Origin of the sequence: Rhizobium sp. Root491, from assembly GCF_001427205.1 — a bacterium.
Taxonomy (GTDB): domain Bacteria; phylum Pseudomonadota; class Alphaproteobacteria; order Rhizobiales; family Rhizobiaceae; genus Agrobacterium; species Agrobacterium tumefaciens.
This window is the reverse complement of record NZ_LMFF01000001.1, coordinates 625,327-644,451: the sequence shown is the minus strand read 5'-3', so window position 1 is coordinate 644,451 and position 19,125 is coordinate 625,327. Positions and strand designations below refer to the sequence as shown.

Genomic DNA, 19,125 nt, shown 5'->3' with positions numbered 1-19,125 from the left:
GCCCTCAGGCCCGGCGCACATGTCCGGTGTGAGCGGCGTAAAGTTCCGCAACATTCAGGCGTTCGCGATCCGCCTCGACAGGTGCTGCAGCCTCTGTATCTGCGCCGGTTGCGGCAGCAGAGGCCGCCCATAGTCTCAGCGCGGCCCTTACGACCTCGCTGCCGGATGCGTAGGCGCCGCTATTCACGGCCTCGCGCATTCTTGCTGCCTGTTCCGGGGAAATCGATACTGTCACCATTGGCATGATATCACTCCCTTGTTCAACCGTTGCGAAGGCATCTCCGGTCCGTGTCGGGACCTGATGGGGATCGCGGTCTTGCGGGCGTTTTTTCAGTTTTCGTCTGGCGCCGCTTCCAGCGAAATTTGTATCACTCTGCATATTAGCACGAAACGTGTTCCATTCCCAATTTGCAGTATATCACGGTTTAGTTTTTCCCCTGTGAGCGGCTCCTCAGCATGGGAGCGGCTAGTCTTATCCGGCCTTGCCCGGTTTTCTTTGATCCATGGCAAATCAGCGACATGAAATGGCGCGTTTTTTATTGATTGATTGATCAATCAAGAATATTTTGCCCGCCATCAAGGAGACCCTTATGCCCAAGATCGGAATGGAGCCTTTGCGCCGCAAGGCGCTTGTGGATGCGGCGTTGCGCACCATAGGCCACCATGGTTCGCTGAATGTGACAATGTCGGATATTGCCCGGGAAGCGGGCGTATCTCCGGCGCTTGCGCATCATTATTTCGGCAGCAAGCAGCAGCTTCTTCTGGAAACCATCCGCAGCCTGCTGCGGGATCTGAGGCGCGATGCGGTGGCGGCGCTGACCCGCGCCAATGGCCCGCGCGAACGGCTGAGCGCCATCGTTCACGTCTCTTTCCAGAGCGACCAGTTCACGCCCGAGACGGTGGCGGCATGGCTTGCCTTTTACGTGGAGGCGCAGCGCTCGGAAGAAACGCGCCGCCTGCTGGTGCTCTATTCCCGTCGCCTGCGCTCGAACCTCATGGCAAGCCTAAACCGGCTATGCCCGCCCGATGACGCGGCGCGCATTGCGGAAGGGGCGGCAGCCCTTATCGACGGGCTGTATATCAGGCACAGCCTGCGTTCGGCCCCGCTTGGGCTCGCCTCAGCGCCGGCCCTTGTCGAAGACTATTTCGACTTGCAGCTCAAACCATATCCTGATGGACAGCGCCCGAAGCCGTCCGTCCGCATTCTCTAGGAGTATTCGACATGACTATCGCGACGTCTCTCAGGGCGCAGCCCAAAGCCTCGCATTTCATTGATGGCGACTATGTCGAAGACAATGCCGGCACGCTTTTCGAAAGCGTCTTTCCGGCCACCGGCGAAGTCATTGCAAGGCTGCATGCGGCAACGCCCGCGATTGTCGAGCGCGCCATTGCATCGGCCAAACGCGCCCAGAAGGAATGGGCGGCAATGAGCCCCATGGCGCGCGGGCGTATATTGAAACGCGCCGCCGATATCATGCGTGAACGCAACGAGGCGCTCTCCACGCTCGAAACGCTGGATACCGGCAAGCCGATCCAGGAAACCATCGTCGCCGATCCGACCTCGGGTGCCGATGCCTTCGAATTTTTCGGCGGTATCGCGCCTTCCGCGCTGAACGGCAACTACATCCCGCTCGGCGGCGATTTCGCCTATACCAAGCGCGTGCCGCTCGGCGTCTGTGTCGGCATCGGCGCATGGAACTATCCACAGCAGATCGCCTGCTGGAAGGCGGCCCCGGCGCTCGTTGCCGGCAACGCCATGGTCTTCAAGCCATCGGAAAACACCCCGCTCGGCGCTTTGAAGATCGCCGAAATCCTGATCGAGGCAGGGTTGCCCAAGGGCCTGTTCAACGTCATTCAGGGTGATCGCGATGCCGGCCCGCTTCTTGTCAACCACCCGGATGTCGCCAAGGTCTCGCTCACCGGCTCGGTGCCCACCGGCCGCAAGGTGGCCGCCGCCGCCGCCGGGCATCTCAAGCATGTGACGATGGAACTCGGTGGAAAATCGCCGCTGATCGTGTTTGACGATGCCGATATCGAAAGCGCTGTCGGCGGGGCGATGCTCGGCAATTTCTATTCTTCCGGTCAGGTCTGCTCCAACGGTACCCGCGTTTTCGTGCAGAAAAAGGCAAAGGACCGCTTCCTCGAAAACCTGAAGCGCCGCACTGAGGCGATGATCCTCGGCGACCCCCTGGATTACGCCACCCATCTCGGCCCGCTGGTCTCCAAAGCCCAGCAGGAAAAGGTGCTTGGCTATATCGAAAAGGGCAAAGCGGAGGGTGCGACGCTGGTAACCGGCGGCGGCATTCCCAACAATGTTGCAGGCGAGGGCGCCTATGTGCAGCCGACCGTGTTTGCCGATGTGACCGATGACATGACTATCGCGCGCGAGGAAATCTTCGGCCCGGTCATGTGCGTGCTGGATTTCGATGATGAGGATGAGGTTCTGGCCCGCGCCAACGCCACCGAATTCGGCCTTGCCGGCGGCGTCTTCACCGCCGATCTCGCCCGCGCTCATCGCGTGGTCGACCAGCTGGAGGCGGGCACGCTGTGGATCAATACCTACAATCTCTGCCCGGTGGAAATCCCATTCGGCGGCTCCAAGCAGTCTGGTTTCGGGCGCGAGAATTCGGCGGCGGCGCTGGAGCATTATAGCGAGCTCAAGACGGTTTATGTGAGCACGGGGAAGGTGGACGCGCCTTATTGAGATTTGGTGGTGGGGGGGACCCCACCCTCAGCCCGTCAATCGGAACCAACGCTCATTGAAGAGAGAGCAAATCATGCACGCAGATTACGTCATCGTCGGTTCCGGTTCCGCAGGCTCCGCCATCGCCTATCGCCTGTCGGAAGACGGCCGTTATTCGGTGATTGTCATCGAGGCTGGCGGCTCGGATTTCGGGCCTTTCATCCAGATGCCGGCCGCACTGGCCTGGCCGATGAGTATGAAGCGCTACAATTGGGGCTATCTCTCCGAACCCGAACCGAACCTCGACAATCGCCGCATCACCGCCCCACGCGGCAAGGTCATCGGCGGTTCGTCCTCCATTAACGGCCTTGTTTACGTGCGCGGCCATGCCGAGGATTTCAACCGCTGGGAGGAACTGGGCGCGCATGGCTGGGCCTATGCGGATGTGCTGCCTTATTTCAAGCGCATGGAACACAGCCATGGCGGCGAAGAGGGGTGGCGCGGCACGGATGGGCCGCTGCATGTTCAGCGCGGGCCGGTCAGCAATCCGCTGTTCCACGCCTTCATTCAGGCTGGTGCGCAGGCAGGCTTCGAGCTGACAGACGACTATAACGGCTCCAAACAGGAAGGTTTCGGCCTGATGGAGCAGACCATCCATAATGGCCGCCGCTGGTCCGCCGCCAATGCCTACCTGAAGCCGGCGCTGAAGCGCGGTAATGTCACGCTGGTCAACGGCTTCGCCCGCAAGGTCGTCATCGAGAACGGCCGTGCCGTCGGCGTCGAAATCGAGCGCAGGGGCGGGGTGGAAACCATCAAGGCCGATCGTGAGGTCATCGTCTCGGCATCGTCTTTCAACTCGCCGAAATTGCTGATGCTTTCGGGCATCGGGCCTGCCGCTCATCTGAAGGACATGGGCATAGAGGTTCAGGCGGATCGGCCGGGTGTGGGTGCAAACCTTCAGGACCATATGGAGTTTTATTTCCAGCAGGTCTCCACCAAGCCGGTGTCGCTTTACTCCTGGCTGCCCTGGTTCTGGCAGGGGGTCGCGGGTGCGCAATGGCTGCTGTCGAAAGGCGGGTTAGGGGCCTCCAACCAGTTCGAGGCCTGCGCCTTCCTGCGTTCAGCGCCTGGCCTGAAACAGCCTGACATCCAGTACCATTTCCTGCCCGTCGCCATCTCCTATGATGGCAAGGCGGCTGCGAAAAGCCATGGTTTTCAGGCACATGTCGGCTACAACCTGTCGAAGTCGCGCGGCAATGTCACGCTGCGTTCCGCCGATCCGCATGACGACCCGGTCATCCGCTTCAACTATATGAGCCACCCGGAAGACTGGGAAAAATTCCGCCATTGCGTGCGCCTCACGCGCGAGATTTTCGGCCAGAAAGCCTTCGACGATTTTCGCGGGCCGGAAATCCAGCCGGGCGAAAAGGTGGAGACGGACGAACAGATCGACGCCTTCCTGCGAGAACATCTGGAAAGCGCCTATCACCCCTGCGGCACCTGCCGGATGGGCGACAGGAACGACCCCATGGCGGTGGTTGATCCCGAATGCCGGGTGATCGGCGTGGAGGGGCTGCGGGTCGCCGACAGCTCGATCTTCCCGCATGTGACCTATGGTAATCTGAATGGCCCGTCGATCATGACGGGCGAAAAGGCGGCAGACCACATCCTTGGCAAAACCCCGCTGCCGCGCTCCAATCAGGAGCCGTGGTTAAACCCGCGCGCGGCCGTCAGCGACCGGTGAGGGTCAATGGTAATCATCCTCACGCTGATGGCGAACGGCGGCAATGGTGACTGTTTCCGGGCCGTCGATGCGGAACAGCACGATATAGCCGGATGACCCGAACGGCACGAGGAGTTCACGTATCAGCCCGTTTTCAGAAGATGCCTTACGGCAACTGAAGGGAAAATCGCTGAGAATGTCTAATCCTGCTCTTATGGCGTGAATGGCCTTCTCGGCCACATTGATGTCGTATGCGATCAGAAAATCATAGATGCGATCGAAATCCGCCAGTGCTTCTTCGGTATGACGAAGCTGATATGTCATTTCCGTTTCGCGGCTTTCGCAGCATCGAGTTTTCTTTGCATCATCGAAAGAACATCGTCGGTGCTATAATAGACACCGGTGCGCTCCGCTTGTTCGAGCGACGCCAGCCCGCGCGCAATGAATTCCGCCTGCGATTTGCGGATTTCCACCTGCCTGCGGACCGAATCCTCGACAAATGACGATAGTGTCTCGCCGTCTTTCAGAACGCTTTCTGCCGCCTCGCGGAAATCCGCCGTTACACGCAGCGAAGGCAAAGTTGCGGTTTTCATCTTTTCTCTCCATGCGTTGCATTTGCGATGCGCAGCTTCTGCCATCTGTCGCAACGAGTCAAATGCAAAACTTGCAATCGCCGGCTGGCAGGCAGATAAACGGGTTTCCCGTCTGCTAAATACCAAAACCACCGATCTGGACCGCCATGCCTGTCGATTACAAGAAGCTGAAAATGCTGCGCCGTTCCCGTGTTGTGTGGGGTTCATGGCGGGTGTGGAAGCCGAGGGCGGTTTTCTGGATCGGCGCGATTGCGGTGGGCCTTATCAGCGTCGGTTTTGCCTGGGCGGCGGATCGCGCCCAGCATCTTTTCTTCTCGGCAACATCTTCCGGCGAATGGGCGTTTCTGCTGCCGCTTGTCGTGACGCCGCTCGGTTTCACGCTGTGCGCCTGGCTGGCGCTGACGGTTTTTCCCAATGCCGGCGGCAGCGGCATTCCCCAGGCCATCGCCGCGCGGCACCTGCGTGACGACGCGGATCGTTCGCGGCTCCTGTCGCTGAAACTCGCTTTCGGCAAGGTCTTGCTGACGGTCGTCGGGCTTTTGTCCGGTGCGTCGATCGGGAGAGAGGGACCAACGGTGCAAGTCGGGGCCTCGATCATGCTTCAGGCGGCGCGCTGGGGCGGCATGGCACAGGCAAAAGGTCTTATTCTTGCCGGATCAGCGGCGGGTATTGCCGCAGCGTTCAACACACCGCTGGCCGGCATCGTGTTTGCCATCGAGGAAATGAGCAGGACCTACGAATCCCGGGCAAACGGCCTCATCCTTACCGCCGTCATCCTGTCCGGCCTTGCCTCGCTGGCGCTGGTCGGCAGCTATACTTACTTTGGCACCAGTTCCGTCATGGCGAAAACCATGATGGACTGGCTGCTCGTGCTGGTCTGCGGCATTGGTGGTGGTGCGTTCGGCGCGCTGTTCAGCGCGGGCGCGCTGCGCCTGTCCGCGCGTATCCGGCGCTTCGCCCAGGCCATGCCGTCAAGGCGGATGCTGGCGGTTGCCGCCGCCTGCGGCCTTGCCTCCGCCGTCATCGGTATTGCAACTGATGGCGCGACCTTCGGAACGGGTTACGAACAGGCGCGCGCCGCAATCGAGGGTCAGGCCGCACCGGCATTCTTCTTCATCGAAAAGCTGGCGGCCACGTTTCTGGCGATGATGTCGGGCATTCCGGGCGGTATATTCGCGCCGTCGCTGTCCGTGGGCGCGGGCTTTGGCAGTACGATGGCGACTTTGCTGGGTACGAGCATCGGCCTTGGCGCCATTGTCGGCATGGCGGGATATTTCGCGGGCGTGGTGCAGGCCCCCATGACGGCTTTCGTGATCATCCTCGAAATGACCGGCAATCATGACGGCGTCATCCCCATCATGGTGGCATCGATGCTGGGATATCTAACCTCCCGGCTGTTCTCCCGGGAGCCGCTCTATCACGGCCTGTCGCGTGTTTTTATTGCCCAAAGCATCCGCGCCAAACGCGCAGCACACGCCGCTGAGACCTGACCCGACTTTACGCGCGGATACCCGCTACTCCGAAATAGCCAAGTCCCGGTATCTTCACACCGGGCCGGCTGAAATCGAAGCCCGCGACCAGGCCGAGGAAATTGACCTCGAAGCCACTGCGTGCGCCCGCCGAAATACCGAACAACCCGCCAAGCGAGAGGCTCGCATCCTTCCAGTCGTCGGCGACGTGGTAAAACGCGCCGTTGGGCAGATAGTCGCGGCCCACCGCGTCTGATGGCAGAACCACACCGAGCTCCGGCACGCTGCGCAGCACATGGGCAACGAAAGTGTTGGAGTTGGGACCGGGATAGATACGATAGCCGCCCGGTTTGCCATAGGGATAGTCGGCAATCGCCTGTTCGATCTTCGGGATCAGTTTTTCCGCTGCCGCCCCATGAATGGCCACCACCTGACGCGGCGTGTTGGAATACCAATAGGCATCCGCCGGATAGCCATTGTGGCGTATCGGCATTCCCCAGCCCACCTTGTCGTAGCGATCGTAGGCCGTCGCGCCCGGCTTTTTCAGCACGATCCAGGCATGGCTGGCGACGGAGCCTTTAAAGCCACCGGTCATGGCGGAAAAAACGTAAACCGCCGCCTGCCGGTCGGCACCTGCTTGCGGCAGGGTGCCGGAGGAAGACCAGCGCGCGTCACGCCAGCCCTGCGGGTGATCCCTCATGGCCCACAACCCCGCCGATGCCAGAGCTGGCAGCAGATAGATGATGGCAATCGCCAGCAGCAGACGTTTTGCAAATTTCACTGATAGCCTCGTGCATCGAAAAATCAATTGCGCTATCAACGACATAAAATCAGAACTTTTTGAGGCCGCAAAAATGAACAATTCCGTTACCGTCGAAGTCCTCAGGGGCAGTCTGGTCGAAAGCCGCCACCAGAGTCTTGCAGTGGTGGTGGATGGCGATGGTGGCGTCGTGTTTTCAGCTGGTGATGTCGAGCGTGGCGTTTTCCCGCGTTCTGCCTGCAAGGCCATGCAGGCGCTGCCGCTGGTGGAAAGCGGCGCGGCGGATGCCTATGGCTTCGGCAATCGCGAACTGGCGCTTGCCTGCTCTTCCCATTCCGGCGAGGATGAACACGCGGCGCTCGCCGCCTCCATGCTCGCAAGGGCGGGCAGGGATGTGGATACGCTCGAATGCGGCGCGCACTGGTCTTCCGACCAGAAGACCATCATCCATCAGGCCCGCACGCTGGAAAAGCCGACGGCGCTTCACAATAACTGCTCCGGCAAGCACTCCGGCTTCATCTGCGCCTGCTGTCACACAGGCACCGACCCCGAGGGCTATGTCGGTTACGACCACCCCCTGCAGCGGGAAATTCGCGCGACGATGGAAAGCCTGACGGGTGCGACGCTTGGCCATGACAATTGCGGCGTGGACGGTTGCTCGATCCCCACTTATGCCGTGCCGCTCAAGGGTCTGGCGCATGGTTTTGCCAAGATGGCGACGGGCAGGGGGCTGGAGGCCGGGCGCGCGCAAGCCTCCCGCCGGCTCTTTGACGCCTGCATGGCGGAACCCTTTTACGTGGCGGGCACCGGCCGCACCTGCACCAGGCTGATGCAGATCGCGCCGGGCAGGATTTTCGCCAAGACCGGCGCAGAAGGCGTGTTCGTGGCCGCACTGCCGGAAAAGGGCATCGCCATGGCGGTGAAATGCGAAGACGGCACGACGCGTGCGGCGGAAGCGATGATTGCCGCAATGCTGGCGAAATATTTCGATGGCGCCGAGAACGAGGCGCTGCTTGCCATGGCAAACCGGCAGATGCGCAACTGGAACGGCATCCACGTCGGCGATATCCGGGTTGTCGGCCTCTAGAGGCATCTCCTGTAAAACTGCGCAGCGGCTTAATACAAAAAATAAGGCGCGCGGTATGCCTTCGGTTAAACGCGACACGCTTCAGAAATAACCTTTGACGCGGCCCGCTGCCGGCAGGATTATGGATTGCCCTTGCATGTGATGGTCTGCCAGATCGCCGCCGCAGGGGCTGGCGTCTCCACGCGAGGAGGTGGGCGCCCCTCATTGCCCTGGAGGTTGCATATCCATGTTCACACTGTTTTTCTCCCCCGGTTCCTGCTCCCGCGCCAGCCATATCGTGCTTGAGGAATCCGGCCTGCCTTACACGGCCCATCGCGTCAACTTCGCCGAGGGCGAGCAGCGCTCCGAGGCATTCCTGAAGATCAACCCGAAAGGCCGCGTGCCAGCGCTGGCAACGGCAAGCGGGGTGCTGACGGAAACGCCTGCCATCCTCGCCTTCATTGCGCAGATGGCTCCGGAGAAGAAACTCGCCCCACTCGACGATCCCTTCGAATTCGCCCTGATGCAAGCCTTCAACGCCTTCATTTCCTCCACGGTGCATGTCGCCCATGCGCATGGCCGGCGCGGCAGCCGCTGGGCGAGCGAGGATAGCTCCCTGGCGGATATGAAAGCGAAGGTGCCGCAGACCATGACCGATTGTTTCGAACTGATCGAGCACGGCATGCTGCACGGCCCGTGGGTCTTGGGCACCGCCTATTCGGTCGCCGATCCCTATCTATTCGTCATGTCCGGCTGGCTGGAAAGCGACGGCGTGGATATCGCCCGCTTCCCGAAGGTGCATGATCACTTCAGACGCATGAACGAGCGCCCGGCCGTGCAGCGGGCGCTGGCGGGTGAGAAGGGGTGATGTGCTAAAAAGCTTGCTTCGTCATCCTCGGGCTTGTTCCGAGGATGACGTCGAGTGCGAAGAGAGGTCTGCCAACTATCCCCAGCTACTGCCTTCGTTCACGCCGCCTCGGCGGCCCGGCTGTCCCACATGGACTTGAATGCCGTGCGGGCCTGGCAGCGCTCCAGCCAGGCTTTCAGCGCCGGATGGGCGTCAAACAGCGGCTGGTGGCCCTGCGCGTAACGGACGATCTCCGCCACGTTGAGATCGGCGACGGTGAAACGGTCGCCTACCAGATAATCGTGGCTGGCAAGATGTTGCTCCAGCACCCGGAAGGGCCGCCTCAAGAGGCGCGCGGCGACATCGATCACCGCTTTGCCGGCATCGCTTTCCGAAAGCCCTTCGGCGATGGCGGAGGAAATCTTCAGCGAATTGGTCTCGATTTCGGTCGCGGCAAAGAACGACCATTGCAGCATCGCCGCATCTTCCTTCAGGTCGACCGGTGCAAGCGGCCCGCCATATTTGCGGACGAGATAAAGGTTGATGGCCATGGATTCATAAAGCACCATGCCGTCATCTTCGATGCAGGGGATGGTGCCCATCGGATTGATGGCCAGAAACGCGGGGGACAGCGTGTTGAGCGGCGCATCTGCGGCCAGGGGATCGGCAACGCGGCGGGCCTGCACGACAGGCACGTGCTTGAATTCCATGCCCAGTTCCCCGGCAAGCCAGAGCGTGCGCGTGGCGCGGGAACGGTAGACACCATAGATCGTCAACATCGAAGTCACCCTTTTACCTTTTCGATGGCGGCACGTTAAGGTCTCGTCCTTTTAAAGTGAAGTTGTGGATGTCAGGGTCAACTATGATTTTTTCTGATCCGTCAGGAGGTCCGTATCCGGTGACAGCCGGGCCTCGAAACGGTCGATGAACCGATCGAAAAGCCGGGCGAATGTCTCGACATCCTCCTCCGGCCATCCATCCATCACATCCTGGATGACGCTCATCTTGGTCCGGCGCATTTCCTGCAGCAGACTGGTGCCAAGTGGTGTGATCTCAACGATGCTGCGGCGGGCATCTTCCTGCGAGACGCCGCGTTTCAACAGGCCGCGCCCGACCATATCCGCCACCACCCGGCTGCCGCGCGAGGGGTCGATGCGCATGCCCTCGGCAATCGCACCAACGGTGACATCACCGTCCGCGCGGCGCAATATATCGAGAACGTCGATATGGGAGAGTTCCAGACCCGGAGCCACCTTGGCAAGCGCCATACGCCCGATGATGCGCCGTCCGATCATGATGCGCATACGCGTCATCGTATTGCCGATGCGCTTGATGTCTTCGGGCAGATCCTCGTTCCAGTCTTCCTCAGTCGACACGCTCAGCCGTTCCTTTCAATCCCGATTTGCGATCACATTTAGCGCCAATATCATGGATGTCAAAAACTTGCCATTGACATATATATGCTAATAGCACACAAATTGTCGCAGCAAAATTGCCGAAACTCAACGAGATTTTTCATGGATATGTCCGTTGCCCCCGTGGCGCCGCTTGTGTCGGATCACCGGCGTAGGCTCATCGTTTTCCTGTTTCTGATGCTGGCCATGTTCATGGCTACCCTCGACAACCAGATCGTCTCGACAGCGCTGCCCACCATCGTCGGCGAGTTCGGCGCGCTGGAGCGTTTCGGCTGGATCGGTTCGGCCTATCTTCTGGCGACCAGCGCGGTCATGCCTGTTTATGGCAAGCTCGGAGACCTGTTCGGGCGAAAATACGTGATGATCGCGGCGGTTATCATCTTCACGCTCGGCTCGCTCGCCTGCGGGCTGGCCTGGTCGATGGATAGCCTGATCGCGGCCCGCGTGCTTCAGGGCCTTGGCGGCGGCGGCATCATGGTTTCGATCTTCTCCGTCAATGCGGATCTGTTCGAACCGCGTGAAAGAGCTCGTTACCAGAGCTATTCCAGCCTCACCATCATGGCCTCGGGCAGCGTCGGGCCCATTCTCGGCGGCACGATGAGCGATCTGTTCGGCTGGCGGTCGATCTTCCTCATCAACCTGCCACTCGGGCTTATCGTCATCACCGGCCTGATTTTCCTGCTGCCCTACCGCCGTCCCGCGCGTCAGCCGAAGATCGACTATCTCGGCGCCGTCCTGCTGGCAGCGACGATCGCAAGCGTCGTCTTCTGGGCCGACAGCAGCGAATTGTTCGGTTCGCTCATCGCCGGTCCCAGCCTCGGTATTATCGCTTTCGCCGTCATCGCCGCCTTCCTCTGGGTGCAGGTGGAACGTCGCGCGCCGGAGCCCGTGGTGCCGCTCAGGCTCTTTAAGGACAGCACCTTTCCGCTGTTGATGATCGTTTCATTGACCAGCGGCGGCATTGGCATCGGCATGGTCAATTATTACGCGCTGTTCCTGCAGACCACGACCGGGCTTTCCCCATCCCATGCCGGCCTGTTCTTCATCGCCGTCACCGGCGGCATCGTCATGGGTTCCCTGTCGGCCGGGCGGTTGATCTCGATCACCGGCGTCTACAAACCGTTTTCGGTGGCCGGGCTTACTATCAATGTCATCGCCATGCTGCTCTTCACGCAGATGCATGCGGGAACGCCGCTTTGGCTGATTGCGATTCTCATGCTGGCGCAGGGTTTCGCCGTCGGCCTCGGCCAGCAGGCACCCATTATCGGCGTGCAGAATTCCGCGCCGAAGGCCGATATCGGTGCCGCAAGCGGCGCGGTGACGCTCACCCGCATGGGCGGCGCAGCAATCGCCATCTCGGTCTATGGCGCGATCGTCACCTCCAGCCTCAAGGGCGTTGCCGTGACCATTCCGGGTGTCGGACGGATTGAGGAATTGACGCCGAAGATGCTCTCCGAACTGCCCGCGGCATCCCAGGCCGCCGTTGCCTCGCTCTATTCGGATGCCTTCACGCCGCTGTTCTTCGCAGCCGCCGCAACCGCCGCCATCGGCCTTGCCGCAGCACTGATGCTGAAACCGGTCCGGTTGCCAGCCGCAGCACAGGCGGCCAAGCCGGCGGAAAGTGCGGGGGAGTAGGGGGCGGCTGTCCTTATAAGGCGCGGTTAACTCGAGCTGTGCCTTCCTCCGGCAACTAGCTCTTCCCTCATCCCTGTGAGAAGCACAAGGATGAGGGATGGTTCCGGGCCTTTCCAATATGCCCGTGACCTCTGAGCGCGAAAACAAAACCGCACCCCTGGAAATTTAACGCCCGTTCCGCGTTATGCTCGCAGCACTTTAAATTCGCGCGGGCGGCCCTATCTCAATGCATATGAAGCCGGAACAGCTCCTGAACTCCACGCCCAAGGGTCTTTATTGCCCGCCGGGCGATTTTTATATCGACCCGGTGCGGCCGGTGGCGCGCGCGTTGATAACCCACGGCCATTCCGATCACGCCCGCGCCGGCCACGGGGCGGTGCTGGCTACACGCCAGACGCTCGATATCATGCGCATCCGTTACGGCGAGGACTTCTGCGGCAGCGAGCAGGCGGTCGCATTCGGGGAGACTGTGGAGGTAAACGGCGTGACCGTCGGTTTCCGCCCGGCGGGCCATGTGCTGGGTTCGGCGCAGATCTCCGTGGAAATGAACGGCATGCGCATCGTTGCCTCCGGCGATTACAAGCGCGGTATCGATCCCACCTGTACACCCTTCGAAACGGTGCCGTGTGATGTCTTCATCACCGAGGCCACCTTCGGGTTGCCGGTGTTTCACCACCCGCTGCCGCGGGTGGAAATCGGCAAGCTGCTCACCTCCATCAAGCAGTTTCCCGAGCGCACCCATCTGGTCGGCGCTTATTCACTCGGCAAAGCGCAGCGCGTTATCAGGCTCCTGCGCGACAATGGTTATGCCGATCCCATCTATATCCACGGCGCGCTGGCGCGGCTTTGCGATTATTACGTGTCGCAAGGCATCGATCTCGGTGAGCTGCGCCCCGCGACGCTTGAAAAAAGCGATCCCGCCATCTTCAAGGGCGCGATCGTCGTCGGCCCGCCCTCTGCATTTCAGGAGCGCTGGGCGCGCCGTTTCAACGAGCCCCTGATCGCATTCGCGTCCGGCTGGATGATGGTCCGACAGCGGGCGAAACAGGGCGGCGTGGAGCTGCCTTTGGTCATCTCCGACCACTGCGACTGGCCGGAACTGCTGGAAACCATCAAGGAAATTGGCCCGCAGGCCGTCTGGGTCACGCATGGTCGCGAGGAGGCGCTGGTGCGCTGGTGCGAATTGCAGGGCATTGCTGCCAAACCGCTGCATCTTGTCGGTTACGAAGACGAGGGGGATTGAGATGAAAGCCTTCGCCACCCTTCTCGACCGACTTGTCCTCACCCCATCGCGCAACGGCAAGCTGAAGCTTTTGACCGATTATTTCCGCGATACGCCTGACCCCGACCGGGGGTACGGTCTGGCGGCGATTGCCGGCACGCTGGACCTCAAAAGCGTCAAGCCCGCAATGCTGCGCGAGCTGGTGCTGGAGCGCATGGACGAGGTGCTGTTCCGCTATTCATACGATTATGTCGGCGACCTGGCCGAGACCATCTCGCTGGTCTGGGGCAATATCGGCGGTCTGGATGATTCCGAGGCGCAGGATCCCCGTCTTGGCGAAGTCGTGACGCTGATGAATTCGCTCGGCCGCACCGAAGTGCGCGGAGCGGTGCGCGATCTGCTCGACCGGCTCGATACCTCCTCGCGTTTCGCCTTCCTGAAACTCGCAACAGGCAGCCTTCGCATCGGCGTTTCGGCGCGGCTGGCGCGGCAGGCACTGGCGGATTTCGCGGATAAGGACATCATCGAAATCGAAACCCTCTGGCACGGTCTGACGCCGCCTTACACGACGCTTTTCGCCTGGCTGGAGGGCAAGTCCGAGCGACCGGTTCTGGCAACGCCCGCCATCTTTCACTCGGTAATGCTGGCCACCCCGGTTGCAGACGGCGATCTCGATGGTCTGGACCCTGCCGATTATGCGGCCGAGTGGAAATGGGACGGCATCCGTGTGCAGCTTTCCCGCGCAGGCGAGACGCGCAAACTCTACTCTCGCTCCGGCGACGATATTTCCGGCGCATTTCCCGACGTGCTCGATGCCATCGATTTCGAAGGCGTGATGGATGGTGAATTGCTGATTGGCGGCACGGCGCGCTCCAACAATCTCACGCGCACCTTTTCCGACCTTCAACAACGGCTGAACCGCAAGACGGTGACGGCCAAGATGCAGGATGACTATCCGGCCTTCATCCGCGCCTACGACCTGCTGTTCGATGGCGAGAGCGACATTCGCGCGCAGACCTATCTAGAACGCCGTGGCCGCCTGTCGGATATCATCGAGCATGCCCCGCATGACCGCTTCGACCTGTCTCCGCTCATCGGTTTTTCAACATGGGACGAGCTGAATACGCTGCGCGCCGCGCCGCCCGATCCGGTGATCGAAGGCGTCATGATCAAGCGCCGCGACAGCGCCTATCAGGCGGGTCGCGCCAAGGGACCGTGGTTCAAGTGGAAACGCGATCCCTACAATATCGATGCTGTCATGATGTATGCGCAGCGCGGCCATGGCAAACGCTCGAGTTATTATTCCGATTTCACATTCGGCGTATGGGCGGAAGGGGAGGATGGTGAACAGCTGGTGCCGGTTGGCAAGGCCTATTTCGGTTTTACCGATGCGGAGCTTGAAGTGCTGGACAAGTTCGTGCGTGACAACACCGTCGAGCGTTTCGGGCCCGTGCGCGCGGTGCGCGCCACGCCGGATTTCGGTTTCGTGCTGGAGGTGGCTTTCGAGGGCATCAACCGTTCCAACCGCCACAAATCCGGCGTTGCCATGCGGTTTCCGCGCATTGCGAGGCTCCGCGCCGACAAACTCCCGGCGGAGGCGGATCGCCTGGCGACGCTTGTGGCTATGATCGATGGCGTTGATGGGTAGGGGTCTCCGCTGTCTCCCTCATCCCTGTGCTTGTCACAGGAATCCAGCCAGCCCAAGTCCTTGGGCTGATGGGACTTTTCCCGCCGCGCCGATGCGCGTCGACTGGATTCCTGTAACAAGCCCAGGAGTAAGGGAATGTTTTGTCCAGAAAATGCCATGATGGCTGCGAATACATTGTTGTCATTCGCGAATCCGTGATTGGACAGCCTCTCGCCGCAGTGCTGAACTGCTTCTAATGTTTTGATCACTCAGGTGCGCATATGCCAGATAAACGCTTTCTCTCCTCAGCATTCGGACAGGAAGAAAGCGGCGCGACCTTAAGGAGCCTGACGCGGCGCAATCTGCTTGTGGGTGCCATGGGCCTGTCAGCAGCGGCACTTTTGCCCGCGGGTGCGAAAGCGGGCATTCCCACGCCCGAGGTGCTGCCGCTGGAAAAGCAGGATTACGGCGAGGCGCGTAAACGGTTCCATACCCATTTGCTGCGCAAAATGTCCGCTCCGGAAAAATCATCGCCGCTCGGCACACCGCCGGGCGCGGAACGGGTCACCTATCGTGGCGGGCCGGATGGTTCCATTGAGCTTGTGGCCTGGCTTTCCCATTATCAGCCCTCGACGGTACTCAAACCCGCGGTGCTTTTCCTGCACGGCGGCAACGCCACCGGTGACGGCCATTGGGCGATGATGAAGCCCTATTGGGAGGCGGGTTTCGTGGTGCTTTTGCCGTCCTTCCGGGGCGAAAACGGCCAGAACGGCAATTATTCCGGTTTCTACGACGAAACAGCGGATGCGCTGGCGGCGGCGACCTATCTGGAAAGCCTGCCCGGTATCGACAGGAAACGCTTCTTCATTGCCGGGCATTCCAATGGCGGCACGCTGACGCTCTTGGCCGCCATGAGCCGCAAATTCCGTGCCGCCGCGCCGATTTCTGCGGGCGTCAATTCATGGCGTTACTTCAACCGCTATTCGGACGAACTCTGTTTCGACGAAACCGACGAGCGGGAATTCATCATGCGCTCTTCGGTCTGTTTCGGTCCCAGCCTCAAATGCCCGGCGCTGTTGCTGCGCGGCACGGAGGAGCGCCCGTTCGACGCCGATCACCAGCTTTTCGTCGACCGCGCCGTGTATTCGGGATTCAAGGTCGACAAAAAACTGCTGCCCGGCACACACAATGGCGTGGTGCCGGGCGCCGTGACGGAAAGCATCCGCTTTTTCAACGAATTTGCATAAAAAAGGGCCGAAAACCGCTTTGCAGCTTTCGGCCCTCTCGTAAAGTCAGGCGCTCTTCTTGAAGTAGCCGAGCAGCCGCATGGCATTGGCGGTGACGAGAACCGTAGCGCCGGTGTCGGCGAAGACAGCGAGCCACAGGCCGGAGAGGCCGGTAACCGTTGTCACCAGGAATACCGCCTTCAGGCCGAGCGCGATCGTTACGTTCTGGTGGATATTGCGCATGGTGGCGCGCGATAGGCCGATCAGGCGGGCAGCATCGCCGACATTGTTGCGCATCAGCGCTGCATCCGCCGCTTCCATCGCCACATCCGTGCCTGAGCCGATGGCGACACCGACGCTTGCAGCCGCGAGGGCGGGCGCATCGTTGATACCGTCGCCCACCATCACCACGGTTTTCTTCTGGGCAAGCTTGCGGATTTCCTCGACCTTGTTCTGCGGCAGGAGTTCGCCGCGCGCTTCAAGTCCCAGCTTGTTGCCAATTGCCTTTGCCGTGCGGGCATTGTCGCCAGACAGCATAAGCGAGGAAATACCCATCTCCTTCAGTGCCTTGATGCCTTCTGCCGCATCCTTGCGCGGTTCGTCGCGCATGGCGAAGAGACCGCTCGCCGCTCCCTCGGCCATGACGACGGCCACGGTCTTGCCTTCGCTTTCCAGTGCGGAAATGCGCTCTGCAAGTTCCGTCGATACGGTCCCGACTTCGGTTGCAAAACGCGGCGCGCCGATGAACAGGCGCTTGCCGCCGACGGTGCCCTGCATGCCACGACCGGAAATCGCCTTGATCTCCGAGCCGGGCAGGGGAGTTACGCCTGCCTTGTTGGCATGGTTGACGATGGCTCTGGCAAGCGGATGGCTGGACTCGTTCTCGATGGTTGCGGCTTGCGCGATCAGCCCGGCCTCGTTGCCGTCAAGAGCCACCACATCCGTCACGACAGGTTCGCCGAGCGTCAGCGTGCCGGTCTTGTCGAAGGCCACGGTTTCGGTGCGTGCCAGCATCTCGATAACCGCACCGCCCTTCACCAGCATACCGTGCCGTGCCGCAGCCGAAAGGCTGGAGGCGATGGCAGCCGGAACGGAAATGACGAGTGCGCAGGGGCAACCGATCAGCAGCAGGGCGAGACCGCGATAGATCCAGGTGTCCCAGTCGCCAAGGCCCACAAGCGGCGGCACGACGATGGTAAGTGCGGAAATCGCGACGATCAACGGCATGTAGTAACGCGAGAAGTTCTGGATGAAGCGCTCGGTCGGGGCGCGGGCGTCCTGTGCTTCTTCAACGAGCGTGATGATGCGGGCAATGGTGTTGTCTTCCGGCGCACGGTCGACCCGAATGCGCAGCGAACCGTCATGGTTGATCGAACCCGCAAAGACGCGTGCGCCTTTTTCCTTGGCGACCGGAATGCTCTCGCCGGTCATCGGCGATTCGTCGACGCTGGATTCGCCTTCCATCACCACGCCATCGGCGGCAATGCGGTCGCCCGGACGCGCCACGACCACCTGTCCGATGCGAACCTTATCGGCGGCCACCTGCCGAAGCGTACCGTTTTCTTCCACCAGTGCCGTTTTTGGCAGCAGGGAACCGAGAGCCTTGATGCCCGAGCGGGCACGTGCGGCGGCAAAGCCTTCCAGCAACTCGCCAACGGAGAACAGCAGCACGACGATCGCCGCTTCTTCCGCCTCGCCAATGATGATGGCGCCGATGGCGGCAATCGTCATCAGCATCTCGATGGTGAAGATCGCCCCGAAACGCGCGGCGTTGAAGGCGTTGCGCGCAATGGGAAACAGCGTGACCAGCGTTGCGACGATGAAGGCGTAACTGCCCCATGCCGGGAAGCCGAGCTCCGCCGCATAGGCAACGGCCACGAGAATGGTGCCGGTGAAGGTGTTGCGCGCCTTGGCCGTGCGCCACCACACGCCTTTTTCATCCGCGCCATGGGCGTGGCCTATGTCGGCGCTCTGCGCGACGTTTTCAACGCTCCCGTGGCTATGCGCGTGCTTCGCATCGTCATGATGGTGGCCGCCGCAGCTTGAGTGGTCGTGGTCGGCGTGGTCATGGCTCGAATGGTCGTGGCCCGAATGGTCGTGGCCTGAATGATCATGTTTGTGATCGTGATCATGGCCGTGATGACCGCCGCATGATCCATGGTCGTGGTCGTCCGCATGATCGTGATTATGTTCTTCGACCTTGCCGAGTGCGGTTTTTTCCTGCGGCAGCAAGGCAGGCTTGAAGCCGAGCTTGCGCAGCGTGTCCTCGATCTTGTCGACCGGGGTTTTGTTGTCTGCCAGAGAAAGGTTCAGCCTTTCGCGCGCAACGGATACCTTGACGTCGGCAACACCGGGCAGACGCGAGAGCGCGGTTTCGATCTTGGCCGCGCAGCTGGCGCAATCCATGCCGCCGACAGAGAAGGTCAGGGCATTTTTCTGCTCGATGCTCGGTGCTGCTTCCGCATGGTGATGACCACCGCACGATGAATGGTCATGATCATGCCCATGATCGTGATGTTCCGCCGCAATCTTTTCGCGCGGAGCCTTGTCCTGCGGCAGCAAAGCGGGCTTGAAGCCAAGTTTGCGCAGCGTATCCTCGATTTTTGCGACCGACGTTTTGTCTTCCGCCAGCGAAAGGTTCAGCCTTTCGCGCGCAACGGAGACCTTGACGTCGGCAACGCCGGGCAGGCGGGAGAGCGCCGTTTCGATCTTCGCCGCACAGCTGCCGCAATCCATGCCGCCGACCGTGAAGGTCAGGTCTCCTGATTCCCCGTTCAAACTGCCGCGTGTCGAAATATTCATGGTTCTAGCTCCTGAATTCCACTCGACAGCCAATCTGGCACCTCTAGCAACTAGAGG

The 19,125-nt window shown here is 60.9% G+C and carries 17 protein-coding genes; 10 read left to right on the top strand and 7 right to left on the bottom strand.

The window, feature by feature from the left end; all coding sequences use genetic code 11:
- Nucleotides 1-4: 4 nt before the first annotated feature.
- Entirely contained in the window at nt 5-244 is a 240-nt protein-coding gene (locus tag ASD46_RS03250; RefSeq protein ID WP_025592709.1) for a type II toxin-antitoxin system ParD family antitoxin, read from the bottom strand.
- A gap of 346 nt (nt 245-590) precedes the next feature.
- On the opposite strand from ASD46_RS03250, the gene betI reads away from it, so the two are divergent.
- The 3 genes from betI (at nt 591) to betA (ending at nt 4,427) form a co-directional block, all read left to right on the top strand.
- A complete protein-coding gene (gene betI / locus ASD46_RS03245; RefSeq protein WP_003511878.1) occupies nt 591-1,211 on the top strand; it encodes a transcriptional regulator BetI in 621 nt (206 codons plus the stop codon).
- 11 nt (nt 1,212-1,222) lie between these two features.
- The gene (gene betB / locus ASD46_RS03240; RefSeq protein WP_025592710.1) at nt 1,223-2,704 is read left to right on the top strand and encodes a betaine-aldehyde dehydrogenase; all 1,482 of its coding nucleotides are present in this window, start codon (nt 1,223-1,225) and stop codon (nt 2,702-2,704) included.
- Between the two features lie 73 nt (nt 2,705-2,777).
- Nucleotides 2,778-4,427: a choline dehydrogenase gene (gene betA / locus ASD46_RS03235; protein WP_025592711.1), complete on the top strand. Its 1,650-nt coding sequence runs from the start codon at nt 2,778-2,780 to the stop codon at nt 4,425-4,427.
- A gap of 3 nt (nt 4,428-4,430) precedes the next feature.
- Here the strand turns inward: betA and ASD46_RS03230 are convergent, their stop codons facing one another.
- Entirely contained in the window at nt 4,431-4,730 is a 300-nt protein-coding gene (locus tag ASD46_RS03230; protein ID WP_035197952.1) for a type II toxin-antitoxin system RelE/ParE family toxin, read from the bottom strand.
- Entirely contained in the window at nt 4,727-4,999 is a 273-nt protein-coding gene (locus ASD46_RS03225; RefSeq protein ID WP_003511882.1) for a YlcI/YnfO family protein, read from the bottom strand. The genes ASD46_RS03230 and ASD46_RS03225 overlap by 4 nt, the downstream gene beginning before the upstream one ends.
- Before the next feature lie 146 nt (nt 5,000-5,145).
- Between ASD46_RS03225 and ASD46_RS03220 the strand changes: the two genes are divergently transcribed.
- Complete coding sequence (locus ASD46_RS03220; protein ID WP_025592715.1) at nt 5,146-6,489, top strand: chloride channel protein; 1,344 nt, start codon at nt 5,146-5,148, stop codon at nt 6,487-6,489.
- A gap of 7 nt (nt 6,490-6,496) precedes the next feature.
- Here the strand turns inward: ASD46_RS03220 and ASD46_RS03215 are convergent, their stop codons facing one another.
- Nucleotides 6,497-7,249, bottom strand: coding sequence for a DUF3750 domain-containing protein (locus ASD46_RS03215; protein WP_003511884.1), 753 nt, complete (start codon nt 7,247-7,249; stop codon nt 6,497-6,499).
- A 73-nt stretch (nt 7,250-7,322) separates the two neighbouring features.
- Between ASD46_RS03215 and ASD46_RS03210 the strand changes: the two genes are divergently transcribed.
- Entirely contained in the window at nt 7,323-8,315 is a 993-nt protein-coding gene (locus tag ASD46_RS03210; protein ID WP_025592717.1) for an asparaginase, read from the top strand.
- 226 nt (nt 8,316-8,541) lie between these two features.
- Complete coding sequence (locus tag ASD46_RS03205; RefSeq protein WP_013635651.1) at nt 8,542-9,162, top strand: glutathione S-transferase family protein; 621 nt, start codon at nt 8,542-8,544, stop codon at nt 9,160-9,162.
- A gap of 98 nt (nt 9,163-9,260) precedes the next feature.
- Here ASD46_RS03205 and ASD46_RS03200 read toward each other — a convergent pair whose 3' ends face one another.
- Together ASD46_RS03200 and ASD46_RS03195 are read right to left on the bottom strand one after the other, a co-directional pair.
- Nucleotides 9,261-9,920: a glutathione S-transferase family protein gene (locus tag ASD46_RS03200; RefSeq protein ID WP_003511889.1), complete on the bottom strand. Its 660-nt coding sequence runs from the start codon at nt 9,918-9,920 to the stop codon at nt 9,261-9,263.
- Nucleotides 9,921-10,001: 81 nt separating this feature from the next.
- Complete coding sequence (locus ASD46_RS03195; protein WP_003511890.1) at nt 10,002-10,517, bottom strand: MarR family winged helix-turn-helix transcriptional regulator; 516 nt, start codon at nt 10,515-10,517, stop codon at nt 10,002-10,004.
- A 141-nt stretch (nt 10,518-10,658) separates the two neighbouring features.
- Between ASD46_RS03195 and ASD46_RS03190 the strand changes: the two genes are divergently transcribed.
- The 4 genes from ASD46_RS03190 (at nt 10,659) to ASD46_RS03175 (ending at nt 16,287) form a co-directional block, all read left to right on the top strand.
- Complete coding sequence (locus tag ASD46_RS03190) at nt 10,659-12,191, top strand: MDR family MFS transporter (RefSeq protein WP_019564151.1); 1,533 nt, start codon at nt 10,659-10,661, stop codon at nt 12,189-12,191.
- A gap of 226 nt (nt 12,192-12,417) precedes the next feature.
- A complete protein-coding gene (locus tag ASD46_RS03185) occupies nt 12,418-13,434 on the top strand; it encodes a ligase-associated DNA damage response exonuclease (RefSeq protein WP_025592721.1) in 1,017 nt (338 codons plus the stop codon).
- A 1-nt stretch (nt 13,435) separates the two neighbouring features.
- Entirely contained in the window at nt 13,436-15,061 is a 1,626-nt protein-coding gene (locus ASD46_RS03180) for a cisplatin damage response ATP-dependent DNA ligase (protein ID WP_003511896.1), read from the top strand.
- Nucleotides 15,062-15,321: 260 nt separating this feature from the next.
- Nucleotides 15,322-16,287, top strand: coding sequence for an alpha/beta hydrolase family protein (locus tag ASD46_RS03175; RefSeq protein WP_003511897.1), 966 nt, complete (start codon nt 15,322-15,324; stop codon nt 16,285-16,287).
- Nucleotides 16,288-16,332: 45 nt separating this feature from the next.
- Here ASD46_RS03175 and ASD46_RS03170 read toward each other — a convergent pair whose 3' ends face one another.
- Entirely contained in the window at nt 16,333-19,068 is a 2,736-nt protein-coding gene (locus tag ASD46_RS03170; RefSeq protein ID WP_025592723.1) for a heavy metal translocating P-type ATPase, read from the bottom strand.
- Nucleotides 19,069-19,125 lie beyond the last annotated feature (57 nt).